Consider the following 23105-nt stretch of genomic DNA (forward strand, 5'->3'; position numbering starts at 1 on the left):
TTCGTGTCTAGCGGCGGTATTTTGGGGCCTTGGTGACCAGCGTCGCATCCTTGACCGACTCGCGCCACAACAGATAGAGGCCCGATCCGACAATCAGCGCAATCCCGATCCATGCGGTGGCGTCGGGCCAGGTGCCGAACACCGTCACCCCCCACATGATCGCCATCGGCATGGCGACATATTCGAACGGTGCGGCAAAGGCAGCCTCGGACAGCCGATAGGCCTGTGAAATGAACAGCCCCCCCAGCATCCCCGACACGCCCAGCAGGACCAGGATCGGATAATCCCCCGTCTCGGGCCAGGCCCAGGCCCGGAACATGAACTCCAGCGAGGGGTGCCCCATCCCGGCAAACCGCCCGTCCCCCAACCCCAGCCCGATGAGTGCGCTCGCGATCACAAAGGTCAGCTGGATATAGAACGCCATCGTCGGCGCGCTCTCGGTGCCACCGATCTTGCGCGTCAGCATATGCAGCGTGGCATAGAGAAACGCCGCCGCAATCGGCAGCAACGAGGCAAGCTGAAACGCCGCCGTACCCGGCTTGACGATCACCAGCACGCCGATGAACCCGACGCCGATCGCCGCCCACCGGCGCGCGCCAACCGTCTCGTGCAGGAACACCACCGAAAACACCGTGATCACCAGCGGCGAGACAAAGAAGATCGCCGTCGCATCGGCAATTGGCAGGGCGGCCAACCCCAGAAACAGGCACATGTTGGCGCTGACCACGCAAAGCCCGCGAATGAGATGCACCAGCGGGCGACGGGTGCGCAACAGACTGAAACCCCCGGCAAAAGGCATGATGAAGGCCGCAAAGATCAGGGTTCCGATCACCGCCCGGATGAACACCACCTGATGCAGGGCATAACTGTCCGACAGAAACTTGATCCCCACATCATTGACCGAAAAGCACAACACCGCCGCCAAGGCATAGGCGGCGCCGATCAGGTTGGAACGCTGAACGGTTGCGGTGGTCATGCTGGTCCGTGATTGATCTTTGTCCCGATACATGAGGGAACCAACCCGGTATTGTAAACCCCCGGTGTCCTGTTCGCAATCGCGAGAACCATGAAGCGGACGTTGGTAGCGGCTGAGGAGCCGCGCGGTCGCAGGGCCAGGGACTGGCGAAGCAACGCTTGTAGCTGCCGCTTTGTGCCAGAAAAGTCATTATGATTTCAAAGTGTTGCACTTCACCTCAAAATCGCCAGGCCGTCAGACGGCCCGGCGATCGCGCGGCGGCGCTACGCGCCTTGTTTCGCGCGAGTGGCAACCTCAATGTCCCCTTAGGCCAAGCCCGACCGCTCGACCAACCGTCTGCAAGGCACACCTTCACGCACCGGAACCTTTGGCCTCCCGCACTGCCCGCTCCAATGCCTCCAGAAAACGCGAGCGGTCGGCCTTTGTGAACCCTCGTCCACCCCCCTGCCGGAACGGGTCGGCGGCGCGCAGGTCGGCCATGAGATCCCGCGTAGCCAGCACATTGCCGATATTGGCGCGCGTCAGCGCCTCGCCGTTATGCTTCACCACCAGCGCCCCCGCCTCGACGCATTTCGCGGCCAACGGAATATCCCCGGTGATCACCACATCTCCCGCCCCTGCGCGCTCGGCGATCCACATATCGGCCACGTCCGGGCCATCGGGCACGATCACGCTTTCCACCAGCGGATTGCGCGAGGGCCGCAGACCACCGTTGGAAACCACGAACATCCGCAGCCCGTGCCGTGTCCCCACCCGTTCGACCTCGTCCTTGACCGGGCAGGCATCGGCGTCAACGTAGATCGTCATCGCAACGCCTCACCCCGCATAGAGCGCCTCTGCATGAAACCCGACATGATCCTCCATGAAGGTCGAAATGAAGAAATAGCTGTGGTCATACCCCTTCTGCATCCGCAGCGTGCCCTCCTGCCGCCGCACGGCCATGGCCTGTGCCAGCGTCTCGGGGCGCAACAGGTCGAGGAACTGATCCTGCGTGCCCGTATCCACCAGAACCGGCCCGTCAAAGCCGCGTTCTGCCATCAAGAGGCTTGCGTCATGCGCCGCCCATGCGCGCTCGTCCGCGCCCAGATAGGCCGCAAACTGCTTGCGGCCCCAGTCGCCGCCCGTCGGGTTGCAGATCGGCGCGAAGGCCGAGACAGAGCGGAACCGCCCCGGTAGCGCCATCGCCAGCGTCAGTGCGCCATGCCCACCCATCGAATGACCGGTGATCGCCTGCCGCTCCAGATCAACGGCGAACTGCGCCCCGATGAGTCCCGGCAGTTCCTCGGCGATGTAATCCCACATGCGGAAATGCGGCGCCCAGGGCGCCTCTGTCGCATTCACGTAGAACCCGGCCCCCTGTCCCAGATCATAGGCCGCGTCATCGGCCACGTCCTCGCCGCGGGGCGAAGTGTCGGGAAACACCAGCGCGATGCCCTGTTCGGCGGCCCAGCCCTGCGCGCCCGCCTTGACCATCGCGTTCTCATGCGTGCAGGTCAGACCCGACAGGTACCACAGCACCGGCACCGGCCCGTCCTGCGCCTCGGCGGGCAGGAAAAGACCGAATGTCATGTCACAGCCACAGACCTCCGAGGCGTGGCTGTAAACCCCCTGCACGCCTCCGAAACAGGTGTTCTCCGAAACCGTCTTCATCTGCTTCTCCTCCGTTCTGCCGATCACGGCTCAATACAGCCCGCGCACCCAGCCGATCACCAGCGACACCGTGACGATGGCCGCGACGGTGGAAATCAGGATCGAGGACGATACCCGCTTGGGCGCGACACCGTAATGCTGCGCCAGAATGAACACATTGCCCGCTACCGGCAGGCTTGCCGCCGCGATCATCACCGCCCCCGCATAGGGATCGACCGGGAAAACCACCAGCACCGCAACAGCGACGCAGGCGGGATGCAGCACCAGCTTGCACAGCGACAGCCAGCCCGCCACATAGGGCCGCTCTGCCGATTTCGACGCCAGCGACGCGCCAATCGCAAACAGTGCGCCGGGGGTTGCCGCGCCTCCCAGGATACGCAGAAAATCGTTCATCGTTTCGGGGATGGGCCAACGCAGCCCGGCCCATGCCAGCCCCAGGACGATCGAGACGATCATCGGGTTCTTCAGCAGGCCGACCGTCACGCTGCGGAAAATGCCAAGGCTCATCCGCCCGTCGCGCGCGCCGGTGATCAGGATCACCACCAGCGAGCCGAACACGATCAGATCGACCGCCAGCACCAGCACCACCGGGCCGATCGCCGCCTCGCCCATCAGCATCGCCAGCATCGGCACACCCAGAAAACCGACATTGCCGATCACCGCGCATTGCGCCTCGATCGCCATTTCGGACAGGCTGACCCGGCGCATCAGCGCCACCAGCGTCGCAATCGCATAAACGAATGCCGTTGCCGAAAGATAGGCCAGCACAAAGGTCCGGTCGAACACCTCGGCGAGCGTCAGGTTGGCGGAGAACCGGAACAGCATCGCGGAGAGCGCAAAGTAAAAAACGAACTTCGTCAGCCACGCGGTCGCCTCTTCGGGGAAAAATCCCGATCGCCCCGCGCCGTAACCCAGCCCGATAATCAGAAAGAATGGCAGCGTCTGGAGAAAGATGCTCAACATTGACGCTTGGTAGCAGGTTGACCGCCAAGGTCAATCGGCCGTGCGCGCCGAGAGTTGAAAGAGATCGACAAACGCCTGTGCCGCATCCGCATCACCCCGCAGGGCGATGATATCTCCGGCCAGCATCTGATGCAGCGGCGTCTTGCCATAGACGGCGGCGGCCAGCGTATTACCGTTACCGCAAAGCACGAAGGGCGCGTCGATCTGGCTCACCAGACGGGTCTCCGGCACGCCAGCCGTAAGCCGCATTTCAAAAACCTCGCTGCCGAAATCGAACCCGGCGCAGGCGTCGCGATCCGCCGCCCGGTCGCGCCGCAGCATCACTCCCATTGAAATCATCAGCGCCGAAGGGCTGATAAAGCGTGAGGGGTCATGGCCCGGTATCCTCAGCGCCCACTGGCAGAGGGTTTCCAGAACCGGCAAGAGACCGCGGCCAGCGTCAGTCAGCGCATAGACACCCAGCCGCGTGTCATGGGCAAGCACCCCGGCCTGCCCGAGCTGCGCCAGCCGCCCGGCCAGCACGCTGGCGGTGACACCGGGCAGGCCCGCGCGGATCATCTGAAACCGCTTGGGCGCAAACATCAGCTCGCGCACCACCAGCAGCGCCCAACGATCGCCGATGATGTTCAGCGCATGCGCCGCAAGACAGCCTTCGTCATAGCGCAGCGGGGGGGATTTTGTCTGTTTAGTCATTTTTTAATACTTTTGATTGTTTTATAATACTATCCTTGCCAAAATGCCGATGCAAGAACGATTCTCTTGCGCGCCAGCCCCGGAAAAGGAGATTTCCATGACCTATTTCACCGGCGCGGTCGCCGCCGTTCCATCTGTTAACAAGAACGCCTATCGCGCCCATGTCGACGCGGCCTGGACATTGTTCAAATCCTACGGCGCCACCCGCATGACAGAGACCTGGGGCGTGGACGTACCGCACGGCAAAGTCACCGATTTCTACGGCTCGGTTGCCGCTGAACCCGATGAAACCATAGTGTTTTCCTGGATCGAGTGGCCTGACAAGGCGACCGCGGATGCCGCCTGGCAAACGATGCAGAACGATCCGGCGATGAAGGAAATGCCCGCGATGCCATTTGACGGCAGCCGGCTGATCTATGGTGGCTTCGACCCGGTGTTCGAACACGGGGCGCATAGCGGGGCGGGCTACTATCAGGGCTTCCTGCTGGCAGTACCCGAGGGCAACAAGGCAGCCTATGTCGACATGGCGAACCAGGCTTGGGAAATGTTTCGCAAGGGCGGGGCGCTCGGCACTGTCGAGGCCTGGGGGGTGGATGTGCCGCAAGGCAAGAAAACGGATTTCTACCGCGCCACCAAGGCAGAGGACGGCGAGGCGCCGGTATTCAGCTGGATCGCCTGGCCGGACCGCGCTACCTGCGATGCCGCCGCCAAGGCGATGGAGGCGGAAATGGCCGACATGGACATGCCCGCGATGCCCTTCGACGGAATGCGGATGATGTGGGCAGGATTCGAGCCGCTCTTTGATTCGGCAAAGGTGGCATGACACTCACCCAGATTACCCTCGACCGCGCGCACCCCACGCGCGGTCAGGCGACCGCCAGTGTCATTTCAACCGCGCCCAATCCGTCGATTCGACCCTTGGCCGTAACCGGCGGCCTGACCCACGGCAGCCCGTTGAGCGAGCCGGTGATCACCACATGGCCCGGCTGCAACCCGCCGCAGTGATCGCCCACCGCCCGTGCCAAAGCGCAGAGCGTGGCAAAGGCATCGCCGCCCGGCACCGGCGCCGCACCATCGAGCAGGGTATCACCGCCAAGGATCAGCCGCGCGTTGGCGCGGGTCACGTCGATCCCCTGCCAGTCGCGCCGGGCCGCGCCCAGAACCACCGCGCCGTTCAACTGATTGTCCAGCATCTTGAGCGCAGCGCCGGCCCCTTTGGGATCCGCCAGACGACTCCGCACAAGCTCAAGAGCGGGCAGCAGATCAATGGCAGCGCGCAACTGTGTCTCGAAATCAGGCGCGTTGGTGTCCGGCACCGGCGCGATCAGGCGAAAGGCGTATTCCAGTTCCACGCCCACCTCCTCGTCCGCCGGAATGTCGATGACGGCAGGGCCGGGGTGAATGTCGCGCGCCATGATCGGTGCGATCACGATCGGGGCATCCTTCGGGCAAGCGACCTTGAATCCACCCACCGGACCCAGTCGCGCAGCCACCGCCTCTTGCACCGCGAACACACGCGCCCGCGTCAGCCCCTGGCTCGCCGTATCGGGCAGTTTTCCGCCCCCCTCCCGCGCCGCCAGAAGCTGCGCCACCAGCGGATCGCTCATGCCGCGATCACCGCGCCAGAGGCGACCATCGCCTCGACCTGATCCGCGCCATAACCCGCCTCGCGCAGCACCTCTCGGCTGTGCTGACCCAGCAGCGGCGCGGCGCGGCGAATGCTGGCGGGGGTCTCGCTGAACCTGATCGGATGGCCCAGTGTCCTGACCCTGCCCGCCACCGGATGATCCACCTCGGCGATCATCCCGCGCGCCTGCGCCTGCGGGTCGGCCTGCATCTGCAGGATATCCAGCACCGGCCCGGCAGGCAGCCCCGCCGCCTCCATCCGGTCCAGCCAGACATGGCTTGTCTCGTGCCGCAGATAGCCGTTCAGGATCTCCTCCAGCTCCTTCAGATGCTGCATCCGGTCGTGATTGGAGCCAAAGCGCGGATCGTCGTTCAACTCCGGCGCGCCGATCACCTCAAGAAACCGCAGCCAGTTGCGCTGATTGGCTGCCCCCACGTTGATCCAGCCATCCGCCGTCTGAAACGCCTGATATGGGGCATTGATGGGATGCGCCGACCCCATCGGACCGGGCGCCACCCCGGTGGCAAAGGCAATCGCCGACTGCCAGTAGGTCTGCGTGATCGCCGCCTCGAACAGCGAGGTATCCACCTTTTGCCCCTGCCCCGTCTGCAACATCCGCGCATAGGCCGCCGCGACCCCCATCGCCGCCACGATCCCGGCGGTGATGTCCGACACCGGCGCGCCGGTCTTGACCGGCGGCCGCCCCGGCCCCTCGCCGGTGATCGACATGAGACCCGACATGCCCTGCGCGATCAGATCGAACCCGCCGCGCGACGCATACGGGCCGGTGCGCCCGAAACCCGAAATCTCGCAATAGATCAGACGCGGGTTGATTGCGCGCAATTCCTCATAGCCCAGCCCAAGCCGCTCCATCGTACCCATGCGGTAATTCTCGATCACCACATCGGCCTCTTCCAGCAGCCGATACAGCACCTTGACCGCCTGCGGTTCCTTGAGGTTCAGCGCCACGCCCCGCTTGTTGCGGTTCATCATCATGTAGGCCGCGGATTCGCCCTTGATCGCGGGCGGCACGAAACGGCGGCTGTCGTCGCCGTCGGGCTTTTCCACCTTGACCACATCCGCGCCCATGTCGGCCAGCATCAGGCCACAGACCGGTCCGGCCATGATATGCGCAAGCTCGATCACCTTCATCCCCGCAAGAGGGCCCTTGTCGCTCATGTCCCGCTCCATTCGGGTTTCTTCTTGGCCAGGAACGCCTCCATTCCGTGACGGAAATCGTGGCTCATGTAACACATCTCGATCAGGTCCGCGTCCTCGACGCGGGCAGCCACCGCCACCCGGCGCATCGCCTCCTTGGTGGCGCGCAGCGTCAGCGGCGCCATCTGCGCCAGCGTCCCGGCCAGTTCTCCGGCCCGCGCCATCAAAGCGGCCTCGTCCTCAAGAACCTCGGAAATCAGGCCACAGCCCAATGCCTCCTCCGCACCGATCAGGCGCGCGGTAAAGATCATCTCGCGGACCCGTCCGGCCCCCATCAGTGACGCCAGCCGCGCCAGATTGGCGGCCGCCAGGCAGTTGCCCAGCGTGCGCGCGATCGGAAATCCGAACCTCAGGTCCGCGGTGGCGATGCGGATATCGCAGACCCCGGCGATCGCCGCCCCGCCGCCCGTACAGGCCCCGTTGATCGCCGCGACCGTCGGCAGCGGGCAGCGTTCGACCGCTTCCAGCACCGCCTCGATCCGCGCCTCGTAATCCAGCGCATCCTGCGCACGCTCAAAGGCGCGGAACTGCGCCATGTCGGTGCCCGCCGCAAACGCCTTGCCGCCCGCACCGTGGATCACCACCGCGCGGATGCTGCCATCGGACGGCACCTCGCGGCAGAGCGTGGCCAGCCCGTCATACATCCCGAATGTCAACGCATTGCGCGCCTGCGGCCGGTTGAAGGTGATCCAGAGCGTGTGCTCCCGGGTCTCTGACAGGATCTCGGTCATACGCTCTCCTCAGCGGTAGAAATATTCGACAAGAAACAGCGGCACCGAAGGCACATAGGAGCAGAGCATCAGCACCGCCAGAAGCACCAGAATGAACCAGATGTTGACCTTGGACACCTCCCAGATATTCGCCCGCGCCACGGCACAGGCGGTGATCAGAACCGAGGCGACGGGTGGCGTCTGCTGACCGATCGCCAGATTCAGCGTCACAACCAGACCGAAATGCACCGGGTCGATGCCAGCGGCGGTGATCAGCGGGATCACGATGGGCACCACCAGGATGATCGCCGCCGCCGAATGCAGAAAGAAGCCGATGATCAGGAAGAAGAAGTTGAGGATAAGCAGGATCGCCCATTGCTGATCGGTGATGTTGAGAATGCCCTGCGCCAGTTGCTGCGGGATCTGCGCCCGCGTCAGGAACCCGCCCATCAGCACCGACGCCGCAACCAGCAGCATGACGACGGCGGTCTGCATCCCCCCGTCCAGCATGGCGCGGCGCAGATGCTTGAGGTCGATCTGCCGGTACCAGATCGACACGACGATGGCCGCGATCACCGCCAGCCCCGCCGCCTCGGTCGCAGTGACAAAACCGCCAAAGATACCGCCAAGGATGATCACCGGCAGCGTGAATGCGGGCAGCGCATCCTTGAAGGTCTCGCGCAGGCGTGGGATGTTGAACGCCTCTTCCGTTGGCAGGTTGTAGCGGCGGGCAAAGATATAGGCCACCACCATCAGCCCCGCCGCCCCCAGAAGACCGGGGACCACACCCGCCACGAACAACTGTTCGACGGATGTATTGGCCGAGGCGGCGTAAAGGATCATCGGAATCGACGGCGGAATGATGATCGCCAGCGATGCCGAAGACGAGGTGACGGCGGCCGAGAGTTCTTTGGAATAGCCGCGCTTTTTCATCTGCGGAATGAGGATCGAGCCCATGGCGGCCACATCCGCCACCGCCGAGCCCGAGATTTCGGCGAAAAACAGCGACACCCCGATATTCACCATGGCAAGGCCGCCCCGAATGAACCCGATCAACGCCGAGACGAAATTGATCAGCCGGTCGGTGATGCCGCCTGCATTCATGATCGCCCCCGCCAGCACGAACATCGGAATGGCGATCAGCGAAAACTTGGTCGAACCGCCATACATGTCGAGCGCGATGGTCACCAGGCTGCCCGCGCCTTCGGTCACCAACAGGCCCAGCACCCCGGCCAGCGCCAGCGCGATGGCGATCGGCACGTTGATACAGATCATCGCCACGAGGGCCGCGAAAATCCCCAGCATCAGCATCAGACGCGCTCCTTGTTCTTTTCCATCTCGGTTTCGACTTCTTCCTCGATCTCGGCATGTTCCAGGGAAATGCCGCGCGCGGTCTGCGCCCAGTAGTTCGGCAGGCTTAACAATTGACAGATGATGAACAGAATCGCCCCGATCGGTATCACCGATTGGGTCAGTTGAATGGGCACCCACGGTAGCGAAACAAGCCGGTCGCCGGCCAGAACCTCAAGCACCTGAAACCCGGCGCGCGCCATGAGCACGAAGAACACCAGGATCAGCGCCTCCCCGACCAGCACCGCCGCCATGCGGCTGCGCGGCGGAATGGCCAGCAGCAATGTGTCAAAACCGATATGCCGCCGGTGCAGTGCCGCGAGCGCGGAGCCATAATAGGTGATCCAGGCCAGCATGATCGCCGCCACCTCGTCATACCAGGAAAAGCTCTGGCCCATCAGCCGGGCGGAGACAGCGACGATCACGGTGACGGTAAGGATCACCATCAGAACGATGGTGATCCATTCCAGCAGCCAGCTTGCGAACCGCTGAGTGCGATTGAGAAGAGCGTTCATTTGGTCCTGCGTTCCCGTGCCTCGAACCCGCCCGGCGCGGTCGCGCCGGGGCTGATCCGCAATGTCATGTCAGGGATGATCCGGTGGCCCGCATCGGGGCCACCGGGCAATTGGATCAGCTTGAATTGCCGAGGGCTAGAACCGCGTCGATCAGTTCCTGCCCGCCTTCGACCTCTCCGGCAAAGGACTCGTAGATCGGCTTGGAGGCGGTGATGAACGCATCCTTGTCGGCCTCGTTCACCTCGACACCCGCTGTCTTGATCACGTCCAGCAGTTCGGTTTCCAGCTCTGCCGCCTTTTCATAGGTAAAGGTCTGCGTCTCGGCGGCACAATCGCTCAGCACTGCCCGCACATCGGCGGGTTGCGCCTCGATATGCTTTTTCGAGCCCAGGATATACGCAGGCGTATAGACATGCCCGGTGATCGACAGGTACTTCTGCACCTCCTGAAACTTGGCCGAAGCGATCTGCGCATAGGGGTTTTCCTGTCCGTCGATCACGCCGGTCTGCAGGGCGGTGAACACGTCCGAGAACGCCATCGGCGTCGGGTTGGCGCCGTATTGCTGGAACATCTTTACACGCCACTCGCCGTTCGGCGTGCGCAGCTTGATGCCTTTCAGATCCTCGGGCTGATTGATCGGGCGGGTGTTGTTGGTGATGTGGCGAAAACCGTTCTCCGCCAGGCCCAGGATGTGATAGCCATTGGCATTGGCCGCGCCCTGAAACTTGTCCATCATCGCGTCCTGCACGCGGCGCATATGGTCGCGGTCCTTGATGATATAGGGCATCTCGAACACACCGAATATCCCGTCCACCGAGGACATGACCGAAGAGGGCAGCGCGAAATCCACCTGCCCCAGTTTCAGCTTCTGCAACAACTCCTTGTCAGTACCCAGCTGTGACGAGCCAAAGGTCTGCACCTCGACCTTGCCGCCGGATTTCTCGCCGACGCAGGCGGCGTAGTGGTTCACCGTCGCCTCGAACAACGAGCCGGGCGCACCGACATGGCCGAATTTCATCGTGATGTCGGCCGCCGCCGCAGGCATGGCCCCGAACGAGGCAACAACGGTTGCAATCAGTGTCTTCTTCATGATCTTCCTCCCTTGGTTTCAGTTGTTCGCGCGGCGCGGTGGCGGGATTTTCCCCTTGTTCTGTGCCGCTCCACGCGATGGTCGTCGCTTCTTCCCGGTCATGCCCCTCTGAAATGATCCGGGCAGCGTCCTCCCTCGCCGCCCGGACCCACCACATCTGCCGATCAGGCGGCGGCGCGGGCGTTGTCGGACATCTGCCCCAAAACCTCCATCGCGGCCTGCACCCCGCCCGCGCGATAGGGAACGCCCGCATCGCGCAGGCCCATCTCGACCCCGGCCAGCGTGCCGATCAGCATGAGGTCGTTGAAATCGCCCAGATGACCGATGCGGAACACCCGGTCCGCCACCTTGGACAGGCCGTTACCCAGAGACATATCATAATTGCGCAGCGTCACGGCCCGGAAATTGTCTGCCGAATGTCCTTCCGGCATCATCACGGCGGTCAGCACCGGCGAGCGATCCTCAGCCTTCGCACACAACACCTCCAGCCCCCAGGCCCCGACTGCCGCGCGCGCCGCAGCGCCGTGGCGCCTGTGCCGGGCAAATACATTGTCCAGCCCCTCCTCATGCAGCATGTCGATCGCCTCATTGAGACCGTAAAGCAGATTAGTCGCGGGCGTATAAGGGAAATAGCCCTTGTCGTTCGGTCCAGCCATCTCGGCCCAACTCCAGTAGGATCGTTTCAGCCCGGCGCTTTCCGATAGCTTCATCGCCTTTTCGCTTACCGCGTTGAACGACAGGCCCGGTGGCAGCATCAGCCCCTTCTGCGAACCGGCCACCGTCACATCGACGCCCCATTCGTCATGCCGGTAATCGACCGAGGCAAGCGAGGAAATCGTGTCGACCATCAACAGCGCCGGATGCTTTGCCGCATCCATCGCGCGGCGGACGGCGACCACATCGGTGACCGCGCCGGTCGAAGTCTCGTTATGCACCACGCAGACCGCCCTGATCTCGCGGCCCTTGTCGGCGCGCAGGCGTTCCTCGATCTCGGCGGCATCGGCACCAGCCCGCCAGTTACCCTCGATGAATACCGGATTCAGCCCCAGTTTCTGCGCCAGCGCCTTCCACAGCGTCGCGAAATGCCCGGTCTCGTACATCAGAACCGTGTCGCCAGGCGAAAGCGTGTTGACCAGCGCCGCCTCCCAGGCACCGGTGCCTGACGACGGATAGATCACCACGCGGCTTTCTGTTCTGAAGATCGACTTCATCCCCTTGAGCGCCTTGCACCCTACTTCAGCAAAGGCCGGACCGCGATGATCCATCGTCGGATAGTCCATAGCCCTCAGGATACGGTCAGGGACATTCGACGGCCCCGGAATCTGCAGAAAATGGCGACCGGCGGTCATGGCGTTCCTCCCAAGTCTCTCAACTTGCCTCATCTGCGACGCAAGTGAATTTTGTTGAATTGAATTCTGAATTCAATATTCTGTCAAGACCTATCTCAACCCACCACAGGATCGGGGCCATATGCTGGACAGCGGAATTCAACAGCGCCTCGCGCGCGCCCTGCAAGGCGAGGCGCGCTTTGACCCCTTCTCGTGCGGGCGCTACGCCACCGATGCCTCGATCTATCAGATCATGCCGGCAGGGGTGGTCATCCCCCGGACACCGGACGATATTGCCGCCGCCATCGATGCCGCCCGCGACGCGCAGATCCCGCTCACCATGCGCGGCGGCGGCACCTCGCAATGCGGCCAGACCGTTAATTCCGGGCTGATCGTCGATTGCTCCAAACATCTCGACCGCATCCTCGAACTGGATGTCGAGGGGCGGCGCGCCGTGGTCGAGCCGGGCATCGTTCTGGATGACCTCAACCGGGCGCTCAAACCGCATGGCCTGTGGTTTCCCGTCGATGTATCCACCGCCTCGCGCGCCACCATCGGCGGCATGGTCGGCAACAATTCCTGCGGCTCGCGCTCGCTGCGCTATGGCACCACGCGCGACAACGTCACCCGGATCGAGGGCTTTCTGGCCGATGGCACACCGTTCGATTTCGGCCCCGGTTCAAGCAACCGCGTGCCCGAATCGCTCTTGCGGCAGATGCTCGACCTGGGCGCGCGCGAGGCGGCTGAGATCGCCGCCCGCTTTCCACAGGTGCAGCGCCGGGTGGGCGGCTACAACATCGACGCGCTGGTGCCGGGCGACCGGCCGATCAACCTCGCCCATCTGCTGATCGGGTCAGAGGGCACGCTGGCCACCTCGACGGCAATAGAGATCACTCTCTCGCCGCTGCCCCCGAAAACCCGCGTCCTGGGGGTCTGCCATTTCCCCACCTTCCGCGCCGCGATGGAGGCGGCGAAACCGCTGGTGGCACTTGGCCCCACCTCGGTCGAACTGGTGGATGCCACCATGATCGACCTCGCCCGCGCCATCCCGCTCTATGCGAAAACGCTGGAGCAATTCGTGCGCGGCACACCCGCCGCCCTGCTGCTCGTCGAATTCGCCGACACCCCACCCAAGAACGACGAGAACATGCACCGCCTTTCCGATACCATGTCGGACCTCGGCTATGGTTTTGGCAAGGGTGAGCCCCACGAGGGCGGCGTGGTCGAGGTGCGGGACATGGCCCTCGCCGCCGAGATCGGCGAGTTGCGCAAGGCCGGGCTGAACATCATGATGTCGATGAAGGACGAAGGCAAACCCGTCTCCTTCGTCGAGGACTGCGCCGTGCCACTCGATCATCTGGCGGATTACACCGACCGTCTGACCGAGGTATTCCGCCAGCACGGCACCACCGGCACATGGTATGCCCACGCCTCCGAGGGCTGCCTGCACGTCCGCCCCGTCCTCAATCTCAAGCTGGAGCGGGACGTGCGCGCCATGCGCGAGATCGCCGAGGCGGCATTCGAAATGGTGCGCGAGTATAAAGGCTCTCACTCCGGCGAACACGGCGACGGCATCGTGCGCTCGGAATTCCACGGCGCGATGTTCGGCCCACGCATCCTCAGCGCCTTCGAGGAGGTCAAGACCGCCTTCGATCCCGACGCCCGCCTCAACCCCGGCAAGATCGTGCATGCGCCGAAAATGGATGACCGCAGCCTGATGCGCTATCCGCCGGGTTATGATTTCGCCGACCTCAAGACCGGGCACGACTGGTCCGCCTGGCCCGGCAATGGCGGCGGCTTTCAGGGCGCGGTCGAGATGTGCAACAACAACGGCGCCTGCCGCAAACTGGCGGGCGGCGCCATGTGTCCCAGTTATCGCGTCACCCGCGACGAGCGCGACGTAACGCGCGGGCGCGCCAATACCCTGCGCCTCGCACTTTCGGGCCGACTGGGCAAAGAGGCGCTCTTTTCCGACGAAATGGACGATACGCTGAGGCTCTGCGTCGGCTGCAAGGCGTGCAAGCGCGAATGCCCCACCGGCGTCGACATGGCCCGGATGAAGACAGAGGTGCTCTGGCAACGTGGCCGGAAACTGGGCTTTGGCCTGCGCGAAAGGCTGATTGCGGAAATGCCCCGCTATGCCCGGATCGCCGTCGCTTTGCGGGGGCTGATCGCTCTGCGCAACCGCGTGCCGTTCCTCGCCGCATTGGGCGAGCGCCTGCTTGGCCTTGCCCGCGCCCGGTCCCTGCCGCTCTTTCGCGGCGATTTCTTCCGCGACGCCGAAATCAGGCGCACGCCATCCAACGGCAAGGCCGGCAAGGTCATACTCTTCACCGACACCTTCAATCGCTGGATGGAGCCGGACATCCCCCGCGCCGCCCTGCGCGTGCTGACCCGCGCGGGATACCAGGTGATCGCCGCTCATTTTCCCGGCCGCCCGCTCTGTTGCGGGCGCACCTATCTCGCGGCGGGCATGATCGACCGCGCGCGAGCAGAGGCGCGGCGCACGCTCGACGCGCTCATCCCGTATGTCCGCGCGGGCACGCCCATAGTGGGGCTGGAACCTTCCTGCCTGCTGACGCTGCGCGACGAATTCCTCACGCTGCTGCCGGGCGAGGATACGCGGCTGCTGTCCGAAAACACCTTTCTCTTCGAGGAATTCCTCACCCGCGAATCCCGCGCCGGGCGGCTCAACCTGCCCCTGAACAATCTTGACCAGACCGCCCATGTCCACGGCCATTGCCACCAGAAGGCAGCGGGTGTCATGACCGACATGGGCGCGGCCCTGTCTCTCATCCCCAGCCTTGACCCGCAGATGATCGAAAGCAGTTGCTGCGGCATGGCCGGGGCCTTCGGCTATCAGGCGGAAACCCACGAGATCTCGCTGAAAATGGGCGAACTGTCGCTCCTGCCCGCCGTCCGCGCCGCCGCCCCCGATGACCTGCTGATCGCCAACGGAACCTCCTGCCGTCACCAGATCGCCGATGGCACCGCCCGCCGCGCCCTGCATATCGCGGAAATTTTCGACAGGGCGTCGGAAAATGCTGTAAGGGAGGGCCGCAACGATGGATAATCCCAGCCAAGAGGCCGCCATGACCGAGCTCAGACCCGATCCCATCGGACGCACGGCACTTGCCGTCGAGATCACCAACCGCCTGCGGCAGATGATCCTTGAGGGCCAGTTGCAGCCCGGCGAAAAGATCAACGAAAAACGCCTGACCGAACAGTTCGGCGTCTCGCGCACGCCGCTGCGCGAGGCACTCAAGGTGCTGGCCAGCGAAGGGTTGCTGGATCTGATCCCGCATCGCGGCGCGGTCATCACCCGTCAGAGCGAGGCGGAAATGGCAGAGGTGTTTCACGTCCTCGCCGCGCTTGAGGGGTTGGCGGGAGAGCTTGCCGCGCAGAACGCCAGCGACGCAGCCCTGACCGAAATCGTGGACATGACCGAACACCTGCGCCGCTCCTTCGAGCAGGCCGACCGCCCCACCTATTTCCGCATCAATCAGGCGATCCACAAGGCGATCCTCGCGGCGGCAGGCAACGAAACGCTGGTCAAATCGCACGAAGTGCTGGCCTTTCGCGTCCAGCGCGCGCGCTATCAGGCCAACCTGACCGCCGCCCGCTGGCGCGCCGCGGTCGAGGAACACGAGGCCATCGCCGCGGCCCTCGCTGCCCGCAAACCCAACAGGACCGGCCGCCTGATGAAAGAGCACCTGCTCAGCAAATTCGCCTCGATCAGGGTCAAGACACAGGGGTAGGGCGCACGGTCGCCGCGCCGTTGAAATGCCGCGCAAGTGACGGCCTCACCCCGCCTCCACCCCAAACCGCCCCGGCGCCATCGCCGCCAGCACCGTCTCGGAAACATCCGGCACTTCCCCCAGGATCAGCGCCGCCGTCAGGCGCGACAGCGCCGGTGCGGTCTGTACGCCATAGCCGCCTTGTCCCGCCAGCCAAAAGAACCCGTCAGCCCCCGGATCGAACCCCGCCACCGGTGTCCGGTCGGGGGCAAAGGTGCGCAACCCCGCCCAACTGTGTTCCACCCGCGTCACCGGCACGCTGACCGCCTGCTCGAACCGGTACAATCCCTCGGCAAGCACCATGTCATCGGCCCAGGCGTCATGCGGCGCGACCGGGTCCTCGTCAGCGGGCGACACCATCAGCTTGCCCGCCTCGGGCTTGGCATACCACGTCTCGGCGATGCTGCCGAAAATCGGCCAGGCCTCGGTGTCAAACCCCTCGGGCGCTGGAAGGATCGCGGCGGACCGGCGACAGGGCTGCAACCCCATCCGCGCCACGCCCGCGCGCGCCGCCACCTCATCGGCCCAGGCCCCGGCGGCATTGACCACCACGGGCGCGGCAAAGGTGCCCTCCGCCGTCTCGACCCGCCATTGCCCCGCCTCGCGGCTCATGCCTGTCGCCGCGGCCCCGGTCACGATCCGCCCGCCCCGCGTCCGCAGCATCCGCGCATAGCCCTGCAACAGCAGATCCACATCAATTCCCCGCGCGCCGCGCTCGATCATCGCGCCCGCGATCCGGTCGGCGCGCAGGATCGGCACGATCTCCGCCGCCTCGGCGCCGGTCAGGCGCTCCACTCCGACGGCATCGTCAAGATAGGCGTCAAGCACCGGCAGTTCCTCTTCCGAGGCCACCATCAGCTCGCCCCTCGGGCTGAGGATCGGCGCATCGCTGATCTCGCCCGGCTCTTCGAATATAGGCTCTGCCACGGCATTCAGCGCACGCAGCGTGGCATTGCCGTAGTTGCGAATGAAGATGGCAGCGGATCGCCCGGTCGCGTGGTAGCCGATCCGCGGCTCTGCCTCCAGCACCACCACATCCGCACCGCCGCGCGCGCACTCCGCTGCCGCACTGATGCCCGCAATCCCGCCACCGATCAGAATCACATCGGCCATGTTCACGCCCCCTCGAATCCGCTCAGCACAGCGGTCAGGTTCTGCCCCAGTTCCGCGCACAGATACCCGCCCTCCTGCACGAAAAGCGTGGGCAGCCCCAGCCCGGCAATCGCCGCCCCGATCCGGGCGAAACCGGGCGTGGTGATCGCCAGCCCCTGAAACGGATCGCCCTGATAGGCGTCAAGCCCCAGCGCCACGACCACCACATCCGCCCCGAAATTCACCACCCGCTCCAGCGCCCGGTCGAGAACCTTCAGATAGGCGTCATCCTCCGTCCCCCGTGCCAACGGCAGGTTGAGGTTATACCCCAGTCCGCGCCCCGTCCCACGCTCATCGGCATGCCCCCAGAAAAACGGATAGAACCGCGCCGGATCAGCATGGATCGAAACGGTCAGCACGTCGTCGCGGTCATAGAAAATGCCCTGCGTGCCATTGCCGTGATGCACATCGACATCCAGAATCGCCGCGCGCAGGCCGCGCGCCTGCAACCGCTCCGCCGCGATCCCGGCGTTGTTGAGGAAACAAAACCCCCCCGCCAGATCGCCAAAGGCATGATGCCCCGGCGGACGACAGAGCGCATAGGCGGCCCGCGCGCCGCCCGCCAGCATATCCGCCCCCGTCACCGCCGTCTGCGCCGACCAATAGGCGGCCTCCCATGTGCCCTCGCCGATGGGGCAGGCGGTGTCGGCCTGATGATACCCCGCCTGCCCCACGGCGGATTTGGGATAACTGTCGCTGCGATTTGCAGGATGGACGTTCGGGATCACCTCTTGACCCGCCCCCTCGATCCGCTGCCAGCGGGTGTAGATATTGCGTAGGAATGTCACGTATTCCGGCGAATGGATCGCCGCAATCGGGCCCAGCCCCGCATCCTCCGGCGTCACAAACTCACAGCCCGCCGCGCGCGCGCCCTCGGTCAGCCGCGCAATCCGCTCGGGCTGTTCCGGGCTTGGCCTGATCACACCGTTCGCCATGAAATGTTTAGGGTCATGCCGCCATTGCCGCTCGTCGAAAATCGCCTTCATCCGTCCTCTCCCGTCAATCTGCGCATCGCCGCCTGCGGCATGCGCATCTGCGTCACCTGCGCCTGCGCCTCGAACCCCAGCCGCTCGTAGAACCGGCGCGAGTCGGGGCTATGCGCATAGACCGCCAGCGTCATCCATTCCGCCCGCCACAGCACACCCGCCCGCCGCGCCGCTTGAGCCAATAGCGCGCGGCCCAGTCCCCGCCCCCGCGCTGCCCGATCCACCCAGAGGTCGGAAACATAGACCCCCGCAGCACCCCGCACCGTGGAAAACAGCGGCCCGAACAGCGCCGCACCGATCAACCCCTCATCCAGCGCCAGAACTCCGTAGGCCGCCGGAATTTCTCCCGTCAGCGCGGCGCGCAGCGCGTCCAGCCCGGCACTGTGTGTATCGCCCAGATCGGCACTCAGCGCCCGCAACGCTCCGTCCAGCAGCGCCAGATCGTCCTCTGTCAGAACCGCCCGAAATTCCACCATTGCTCAAATCGCCACCCGGTCCGCACCCTTGAGACCCAGCAGGGCCCGCGCCTCATCCGCGCTCACCACAATCCGGCCCAACGCCTCGACAATGCCACGCACCTTCCCGACCTGCTCGGCGTTCGAGCGCGCAAGCCGGCCGCGCGCGATCGTCAGACTGTCCTCCAGCCCGACGCGCACATGTCCACCCATCGCCGCCGCCTGCGCCGCCATCGGCATCTGATGCCGCCCGGCGGCCAGAACCGAGAACATGTAGTCGCCGCCAAACATCTTGTCCGCGATCCGCACCATATGCGTCAGATTCTCGGGATCCGCGCCCATGCCGCCCAACACACCAAACACGAACTGAATGAAATAGGGCGGCTTGATCAATCCCCGATCCGCGAAATGGCGCAGCATGTAGAGATGGCTCAGATCATAGCATTCAAACTCGAACCGCGCGCCGCACTCCTGCCCCAGCTCGGTCAGGATGCGCGCAATGTCACGCGGCGTGTTCTTGAACACCAGATCGTCTGAGCCTTCCAGAAACGACCGCTCCCAGTCATGCCGCCAATCGGTGATCCGCTCCGCCATCGGGTAGAGCGCGAAGTTCATCGTGCCCATGTTGAGCGATGCCATTTCCGGCGCTGCCTCTTTCGGCGCGGCCAGCCGCTCGTCCAGCGTCATCACCGCGCTGCCCCCGGTCGAGAGGTTCAGCACCGCATCGCAGCCCTGCCTCAACCGGGGCAGAAAAGCACGGAAGTGCTCGGGATCGGCAGAGGGTCGCCCCGTCTGCGGATCACGCGCATGCAGATGCAGGATCGCCGCCCCCGCCTCTGCCGCCTCTATCCCGGCGCGGGCAATCTCGTCGCCGGTGACCGGCAGATGCGGCGACATGCTTGGCGTGTGAATCGATCCCGTCAGGGCGCAGGTGATGATGATCTCGCGCATCGGCCCTCACACCGCCCGGTCCAGCGCGGGGCGGATTTCCTCTGTAAACTCTGTCAGCGAGGCATCCAGCATTTCGGTGATCTCATCCAGATGCGTCTCGGTCACGATCATCGGCGGCGCGACGATGATGTGATCGCCCTCAACCCCATCCCGCGTGCGCCGCGCATAGACGATCAGTCCCTTGTCATAGGCAATCTGCACAAACCGGTCAAAGGCGCGCAGATGTTTGGGCAGCGGCGCATTGGTGCCGCGATCAGCCATGAACTCAAACGCCGTCAGCAATCCCTTGCCGCGCACATCGCCGATGATGGCATAGCGTTGCATCAACCCCTGCAACCGTTCCAGCAACCGCACACCCATCCGCGCCGCATTGCCCACCATGTCCTGCCGCTCGATCTCGTCGATCACCGCCAGACCGGCGGCGCAGGCCAGCGGATTGCCCGCATAGGTAAAACCATGCTGAAATCCGCCTGCGTCCAGAACCGGCTCGACCAGCCGTTCATGCGCCACCATCGCGCCCAACGGCACGTAACCGGCGGCAAATCCCTTGGACATGACGACAATATCAGGGGCCAGATCCCAATGCTCCGCCGCCAGAAACGCCCCCGTGCGCCCCGCCCCGGTCATCACCTCATCCAGAATGAACAGAACGCCATACTTGCGGCAAATCTCCTGCACCCGCTCCATGTAACCCTTTGGCGGCACCAGCGCGCCGGTCGAGGCCCCGCCGATGGGTTCGACGATAAAGGCCAGCACACTCTCTGGCCCCTCCTCCATGATCTTCGCCTCCAGCATATCGGCATAATGATGCCCCGTCGCCTCATCCTCGGGGTCCAACCCATCCAGATAGGCGCGCGGCGCGAGGATCTTCGGCATGGCCTGCATCATCGGCGCGAACGGATTGGTCAGCGGCGCATAAGAGGTGATCGCCAACGCCCCCAGCGTGCAACCGTGATAGGACGGCGCGCGGCTGATGATCTTCCACCGCGCCCCCTCGCCCACCGCCAGCGCATGTTGCCGCGCCAGCTTCATCGCGCTTTCCACCGCCTCGGACCCGCCCGAAACAAAGAACACCTTGTTCAGACCTTCAGGACACAATGCGGCGGTCTTCGCCGCCAGCTTCTCCGACGCCTCGGTCTCGAAATGCAACCGATAGCCGAATGTGGATTTCTCCATCTGCCGGCGCATCGCCTCCAGCACGTTCTCGTTCGAATGGCCGATGTTGCAGACCATCGCCCCACTTGACCCGTCCAGATAGCGCTTGCCGTCCACATCCCACATGTAGACGCCGCGCGCCTGATCGAGCACGGGTTTACGTTCACGGCCCTGATAGAAAAGATGAGAGGGTTTCACGTTCATTGTCTTATCCCGGCAGCGCCGCGCAATCCTGCGGGCGCAGATGCAGATGGACCGCCTCGCCCGCCGCAAACGGGCGTTCGTCGATCATGTTGATGGCTTGCAACTGCGCCTCACCCGCGCGCACGAAATACCGCACCGCCTGTCCCTGATAATCCACCGTTCCCACGATGGCGGGAACAGAAATCACACCCTCGGGCGCAGGATCACGCGCCAGCAACAGCTTTTCCGCCCGCACCACCAGCTTGGCCTTGCCGGTGCCGGTCAGATTGGGGGCCCTGGCAGCGGGCACCGCCACCCGGCCAAAGGTTGCCTCGTCCAGCACCACGGCCTTGCCGTGCTCAACGCACTCCGCCGCCAGAATGTTCGACGCGCCCAGAAAATTCGCCACGAACTCGCTCGCGGGCGTGTTGTACACCTCCTCCGGCCTGCCCACCTGTTCGACGCGGCCCTCGGACATCACGACGATCAGATCGGACATCGCCAGCGCCTCGGATTGGTCATGCGTGACAAACACGGTGGTCACGCCGATCCGCTCCTGAATGCGCTTCAACTCTACCCGCATATCCTCGCGCAGATTGGCATCCAGCGCCGACAGCGGCTCGTCCAGCAACAGGACATCCGGCTCGATCACGATCGCCCGCGCCAGCGCGATCCGCTGCTGCTGTCCGCCCGACAACTCCTTGGGATAGCGCTCGCCGACGTGCGGCAACTGCACCAGATCCAGCGCATCCCGCACCTTGCCCGCGATCTGCGCTTTCGACACATCGCGGTATTTCAACCCGAATGCCACGTTCTCCGCCACCGTCTTGTGCGGAAACAGGGCATAGTTCTGAAACACCAGCCCCAGGTTGCGCTTGTGGATCGGCACGTCGTTAACCCGCTTGCCGTTGATCAGGATCTCTCCCTCGGTCGGGTCCAGCAACCCCGCGATCATCCGCAGATTGGTGGTCTTGCCACAGCCCGACGGTCCCAGCAGCGTAACAAACGCCGCCTCGGGGATCTCCAGCGTCGTGCGATGCACGGCGGTAAAGGTGCCGAACCGCTTGACGATGTTCTTCAGGGTGACGGCGCTCATCGGCGGGTTCCTCTTGGTGGTGGGGCCGCGCCCTGGCATGGGGCGCGGCTGTGGCTCAGTATCCGCGCTGCACGCGGCTGAAGGTCTCGGACCATTCCGCCTCGTTGCCATTCCAGTAGGTTGGGTTGGCAAAGGTCAGCGAGGCCAGCGTGCCGGTCGGATCATAGGCCGGCAGAGTGGGGATCTTGTCGCCCAGATCGACCTTGGTGCCATCCAGCGCAGGCGGATAGTTCTGCCCCTCGGCCACCGCAATCGACGTCTCCGGCGCCAGCATGAAATTCAGCAGCTCTTCGCAGGCCTCGACCGGGCTGCCCTTGAGGACATGCAGACATTCCTGCCATGCAAAGCTGCCAGGCGCGTCATAATAGCCAATATCGTGGCCTTGCTGTTGCAGCGCGGCGATACGGCCCGACCAGCCTTCGGTCACATAGATCTCTTCCTCGGCCAGCAGACTCATCAGCTCCGCCCCCGACGACCAGTATTTCAGCGCCAGATCGCGGTGACTGCGGATCGCGTCCCAGACCGCCTCCATGTCCTGAATGTCGTTGGGGTCCTGACCCGTCTGCAACGCGCCATACCAGATCCGCGTGCGCCATTCGCCCCAGCCGCCGATCTTGCCCTTCAGCGCCTCGTCGATCAGGATGCTTGCCCCTTTCTCCTTCATCTGCTCGTCCGAGATATACTTGCGGTTATAGGCCAGCCCCGTCGTGCCATAATCATAGGGCACTGCCGACAGATAATCGGGCGTCACACCCCGGAACGCATTGGTCAGCGCATCCATCACCAGCGCCATGTTGGGGATATTGTCCAGGTTCAGCTCCACCGTCAGCCCGAAATTCACATAACGGGCATAATCGAACACGCCCGACAGATGCGCGATGTTGTATTCGCCCTCCTGACTCGACCGGACCTGCGCCAGATACTCGTCGCCGCCCGCGAATGTGCCATCGACCACGGTAATTCCCGTTTCGGCCGTATAGGGATCAAAGGCATACTTGCGGAACGCCTCGCTGACCACACCGCCCCAGCCATCAAACCGCACCTGCTTCACATCCTGCGCATGTGCAAACCCGGCAAACGGCGTCTGCACGCCATAGGCCAGCCCGGCCGCACCGATCAGGCCCAGAAAACTGCGCCGCTCCAGATCGCCATTGCGATAGCGCTCCAGCAGTCTTTCATATCTCTTGGTATTGTCCATTTCTCAGATCTC

General features: G+C 64.2%; 22 protein-coding genes. 3 read left to right on the plus strand and 19 right to left on the minus strand.

Annotated features, from left to right (window positions below; translation table 11 throughout):
* Positions 1-7: 7 nt before the first annotated feature.
* From BSG08_RS09445 to BSG08_RS09465, 5 genes are all read right to left on the minus strand, one after another.
* A complete protein-coding gene (locus BSG08_RS09445) occupies positions 8-976 on the minus strand; it encodes a DMT family transporter (RefSeq protein ID WP_093035993.1) in 969 nt (322 codons plus the stop codon).
* Positions 977-1327: 351 nt separating this feature from the next.
* Entirely contained in the window at positions 1328-1783 is a 456-nt protein-coding gene (locus tag BSG08_RS09450; protein WP_093035655.1) for a YaiI/YqxD family protein, read from the minus strand.
* Between the two features lie 9 nt (positions 1784-1792).
* Positions 1793-2626: an S-formylglutathione hydrolase gene (fghA, locus tag BSG08_RS09455; RefSeq protein WP_093035658.1), complete on the minus strand. Its 834-nt coding sequence runs from the start codon at positions 2624-2626 to the stop codon at positions 1793-1795.
* 30 nt (positions 2627-2656) lie between these two features.
* The gene (locus BSG08_RS09460; RefSeq protein ID WP_093035661.1) at positions 2657-3589 is read right to left on the minus strand and encodes an AEC family transporter; all 933 of its coding nucleotides are present in this window, start codon (positions 3587-3589) and stop codon (positions 2657-2659) included.
* A gap of 30 nt (positions 3590-3619) precedes the next feature.
* A complete protein-coding gene (locus BSG08_RS09465) occupies positions 3620-4282 on the minus strand; it encodes a winged helix-turn-helix transcriptional regulator (RefSeq protein WP_093035664.1) in 663 nt (220 codons plus the stop codon).
* 97 nt (positions 4283-4379) lie between these two features.
* Between BSG08_RS09465 and BSG08_RS09470 the strand changes: the two genes are divergently transcribed.
* Positions 4380-5105 (plus strand): DUF1428 domain-containing protein, encoded by a 726-nt coding sequence (locus BSG08_RS09470; protein WP_093035667.1) that lies wholly within the window; start codon positions 4380-4382, stop codon positions 5103-5105.
* Positions 5106-5148: 43 nt separating this feature from the next.
* Here the strand turns inward: BSG08_RS09470 and BSG08_RS09475 are convergent, their stop codons facing one another.
* The 7 genes from BSG08_RS09475 to BSG08_RS09505 all read right to left on the minus strand — a co-directional run bounded on the left by BSG08_RS09475 (position 5149) and on the right by BSG08_RS09505 (position 12141).
* The gene (locus BSG08_RS09475; RefSeq protein WP_093035670.1) at positions 5149-5889 is read right to left on the minus strand and encodes a 2-keto-4-pentenoate hydratase; all 741 of its coding nucleotides are present in this window, start codon (positions 5887-5889) and stop codon (positions 5149-5151) included.
* Positions 5886-7088: a CaiB/BaiF CoA transferase family protein gene (locus tag BSG08_RS09480; protein ID WP_175544746.1), complete on the minus strand. Its 1203-nt coding sequence runs from the start codon at positions 7086-7088 to the stop codon at positions 5886-5888. Before BSG08_RS09480 ends, BSG08_RS09475 begins: the two co-directional genes overlap by 4 nt.
* Positions 7085-7858 (minus strand): enoyl-CoA hydratase/isomerase family protein, encoded by a 774-nt coding sequence (locus BSG08_RS09485; protein ID WP_093035676.1) that lies wholly within the window; start codon positions 7856-7858, stop codon positions 7085-7087. Before BSG08_RS09485 ends, BSG08_RS09480 begins: the two co-directional genes overlap by 4 nt.
* Before the next feature lie 9 nt (positions 7859-7867).
* Positions 7868-9148 (minus strand): TRAP transporter large permease, encoded by a 1281-nt coding sequence (locus BSG08_RS09490; RefSeq protein WP_093035679.1) that lies wholly within the window; start codon positions 9146-9148, stop codon positions 7868-7870.
* Positions 9148-9702 (minus strand): TRAP transporter small permease, encoded by a 555-nt coding sequence (locus tag BSG08_RS09495; protein WP_093035682.1) that lies wholly within the window; start codon positions 9700-9702, stop codon positions 9148-9150. The genes BSG08_RS09490 and BSG08_RS09495 overlap by 1 nt, the downstream gene beginning before the upstream one ends.
* Before the next feature lie 115 nt (positions 9703-9817).
* A complete protein-coding gene (locus BSG08_RS09500) occupies positions 9818-10792 on the minus strand; it encodes a TRAP transporter substrate-binding protein (protein WP_093035685.1) in 975 nt (324 codons plus the stop codon).
* Between the two features lie 164 nt (positions 10793-10956).
* A complete protein-coding gene (locus BSG08_RS09505; protein WP_093035688.1) occupies positions 10957-12141 on the minus strand; it encodes a pyridoxal-phosphate-dependent aminotransferase family protein in 1185 nt (394 codons plus the stop codon).
* Positions 12142-12262: 121 nt separating this feature from the next.
* On the opposite strand from BSG08_RS09505, the gene BSG08_RS09510 reads away from it, so the two are divergent.
* A complete protein-coding gene (locus BSG08_RS09510; RefSeq protein WP_093035691.1) occupies positions 12263-15193 on the plus strand; it encodes an FAD-binding and (Fe-S)-binding domain-containing protein in 2931 nt (976 codons plus the stop codon).
* A 19-nt stretch (positions 15194-15212) separates the two neighbouring features.
* Positions 15213-15878, plus strand: a complete 666-nt coding sequence (locus BSG08_RS09515) for a GntR family transcriptional regulator (protein WP_245770647.1) — start codon at positions 15213-15215, stop codon at positions 15876-15878.
* 45 nt (positions 15879-15923) lie between these two features.
* Here BSG08_RS09515 and BSG08_RS09520 read toward each other — a convergent pair whose 3' ends face one another.
* Genes BSG08_RS09520 through BSG08_RS09550 form a run of 7 tightly spaced genes read right to left on the minus strand, consistent with a single transcriptional unit; the run spans position 15924 to position 23093 of the window.
* Positions 15924-17030, minus strand: coding sequence for an NAD(P)/FAD-dependent oxidoreductase (locus BSG08_RS09520; RefSeq protein WP_093035697.1), 1107 nt, complete (start codon positions 17028-17030; stop codon positions 15924-15926).
* Between the two features lie 2 nt (positions 17031-17032).
* A complete protein-coding gene (locus BSG08_RS09525; protein ID WP_093035700.1) occupies positions 17033-18055 on the minus strand; it encodes a histone deacetylase family protein in 1023 nt (340 codons plus the stop codon).
* Positions 18052-18531, minus strand: a complete 480-nt coding sequence (locus BSG08_RS09530) for a GNAT family N-acetyltransferase (protein ID WP_093035702.1) — start codon at positions 18529-18531, stop codon at positions 18052-18054. Before BSG08_RS09530 ends, BSG08_RS09525 begins: the two co-directional genes overlap by 4 nt.
* 3 nt (positions 18532-18534) lie before the next feature.
* Entirely contained in the window at positions 18535-19461 is a 927-nt protein-coding gene (gene kce / locus BSG08_RS09535; protein ID WP_093035705.1) for a 3,5-dioxohexanoate:acetyl-CoA acetone transferase, read from the minus strand.
* Positions 19462-19467: 6 nt separating this feature from the next.
* Positions 19468-20820: an aminotransferase family protein gene (locus tag BSG08_RS09540; RefSeq protein ID WP_093035708.1), complete on the minus strand. Its 1353-nt coding sequence runs from the start codon at positions 20818-20820 to the stop codon at positions 19468-19470.
* A gap of 4 nt (positions 20821-20824) precedes the next feature.
* The gene (locus tag BSG08_RS09545; protein WP_093035711.1) at positions 20825-21895 is read right to left on the minus strand and encodes an ABC transporter ATP-binding protein; all 1071 of its coding nucleotides are present in this window, start codon (positions 21893-21895) and stop codon (positions 20825-20827) included.
* A gap of 55 nt (positions 21896-21950) precedes the next feature.
* Complete coding sequence (locus BSG08_RS09550) at positions 21951-23093, minus strand: ABC transporter substrate-binding protein (protein WP_093035714.1); 1143 nt, start codon at positions 23091-23093, stop codon at positions 21951-21953.
* Between the last annotated feature and the right edge of the window lie 12 nt (positions 23094-23105).

The sequence above is a fragment of the Roseovarius azorensis genome (assembly GCF_900109455.1).
Taxonomy (GTDB): Bacteria; Pseudomonadota; Alphaproteobacteria; order Rhodobacterales; family Rhodobacteraceae; genus Roseovarius; species Roseovarius azorensis.

What these genes read in the sequence shown, in the direction of transcription:
- BSG08_RS09530 (WP_093035702.1), bottom strand. Translation starts at nt 18,531, where the DNA reads ATGGTGGAATTTCGGGCGGTTCTGACAGAGGACGATCTGGCGCTGCTG.
- BSG08_RS09505 (WP_093035688.1), bottom strand. Translation starts at nt 12,141, where the DNA reads ATGACCGCCGGTCGCCATTTTCTGCAGATTCCGGGGCCGTCGAATGTC.
- BSG08_RS09485 (WP_093035676.1), bottom strand. Translation starts at nt 7,858, where the DNA reads ATGACCGAGATCCTGTCAGAGACCCGGGAGCACACGCTCTGGATCACC.
- BSG08_RS09465 (WP_093035664.1), bottom strand. Translation starts at nt 4,282, where the DNA reads ATGACTAAACAGACAAAATCCCCCCCGCTGCGCTATGACGAAGGCTGT.
- BSG08_RS09540 (WP_093035708.1), bottom strand. Translation starts at nt 20,820, where the DNA reads ATGAACGTGAAACCCTCTCATCTTTTCTATCAGGGCCGTGAACGTAAA.
- BSG08_RS09495 (WP_093035682.1), bottom strand. Translation starts at nt 9,702, where the DNA reads ATGAACGCTCTTCTCAATCGCACTCAGCGGTTCGCAAGCTGGCTGCTG.
- BSG08_RS09475 (WP_093035670.1), bottom strand. Translation starts at nt 5,889, where the DNA reads ATGAGCGATCCGCTGGTGGCGCAGCTTCTGGCGGCGCGGGAGGGGGGC.
- BSG08_RS09525 (WP_093035700.1), bottom strand. Translation starts at nt 18,055, where the DNA reads ATGAAGGCGATTTTCGACGAGCGGCAATGGCGGCATGACCCTAAACAT.
- fghA (WP_093035658.1), bottom strand. Translation starts at nt 2,626, where the DNA reads ATGAAGACGGTTTCGGAGAACACCTGTTTCGGAGGCGTGCAGGGGGTT.
- BSG08_RS09520 (WP_093035697.1), bottom strand. Translation starts at nt 17,030, where the DNA reads ATGGCCGATGTGATTCTGATCGGTGGCGGGATTGCGGGCATCAGTGCG.
- BSG08_RS09550 (WP_093035714.1), bottom strand. Translation starts at nt 23,093, where the DNA reads ATGGACAATACCAAGAGATATGAAAGACTGCTGGAGCGCTATCGCAAT.
- BSG08_RS09445 (WP_093035993.1), bottom strand. Translation starts at nt 976, where the DNA reads ATGACCACCGCAACCGTTCAGCGTTCCAACCTGATCGGCGCCGCCTAT.
- BSG08_RS09545 (WP_093035711.1), bottom strand. Translation starts at nt 21,895, where the DNA reads ATGAGCGCCGTCACCCTGAAGAACATCGTCAAGCGGTTCGGCACCTTT.
- BSG08_RS09490 (WP_093035679.1), bottom strand. Translation starts at nt 9,148, where the DNA reads ATGCTGATGCTGGGGATTTTCGCGGCCCTCGTGGCGATGATCTGTATC.
- BSG08_RS09480 (WP_175544746.1), bottom strand. Translation starts at nt 7,088, where the DNA reads ATGAGCGACAAGGGCCCTCTTGCGGGGATGAAGGTGATCGAGCTTGCG.
- BSG08_RS09500 (WP_093035685.1), bottom strand. Translation starts at nt 10,792, where the DNA reads ATGAAGAAGACACTGATTGCAACCGTTGTTGCCTCGTTCGGGGCCATG.
- BSG08_RS09460 (WP_093035661.1), bottom strand. Translation starts at nt 3,589, where the DNA reads ATGTTGAGCATCTTTCTCCAGACGCTGCCATTCTTTCTGATTATCGGG.
- kce (WP_093035705.1), bottom strand. Translation starts at nt 19,461, where the DNA reads ATGCGCGAGATCATCATCACCTGCGCCCTGACGGGATCGATTCACACG.
- BSG08_RS09515 (WP_245770647.1), top strand. Translation starts at nt 15,213, where the DNA reads ATGACCGAGCTCAGACCCGATCCCATCGGACGCACGGCACTTGCCGTC.
- BSG08_RS09510 (WP_093035691.1), top strand. Translation starts at nt 12,263, where the DNA reads ATGCTGGACAGCGGAATTCAACAGCGCCTCGCGCGCGCCCTGCAAGGC.
- BSG08_RS09450 (WP_093035655.1), bottom strand. Translation starts at nt 1,783, where the DNA reads ATGACGATCTACGTTGACGCCGATGCCTGCCCGGTCAAGGACGAGGTC.
- BSG08_RS09470 (WP_093035667.1), top strand. Translation starts at nt 4,380, where the DNA reads ATGACCTATTTCACCGGCGCGGTCGCCGCCGTTCCATCTGTTAACAAG.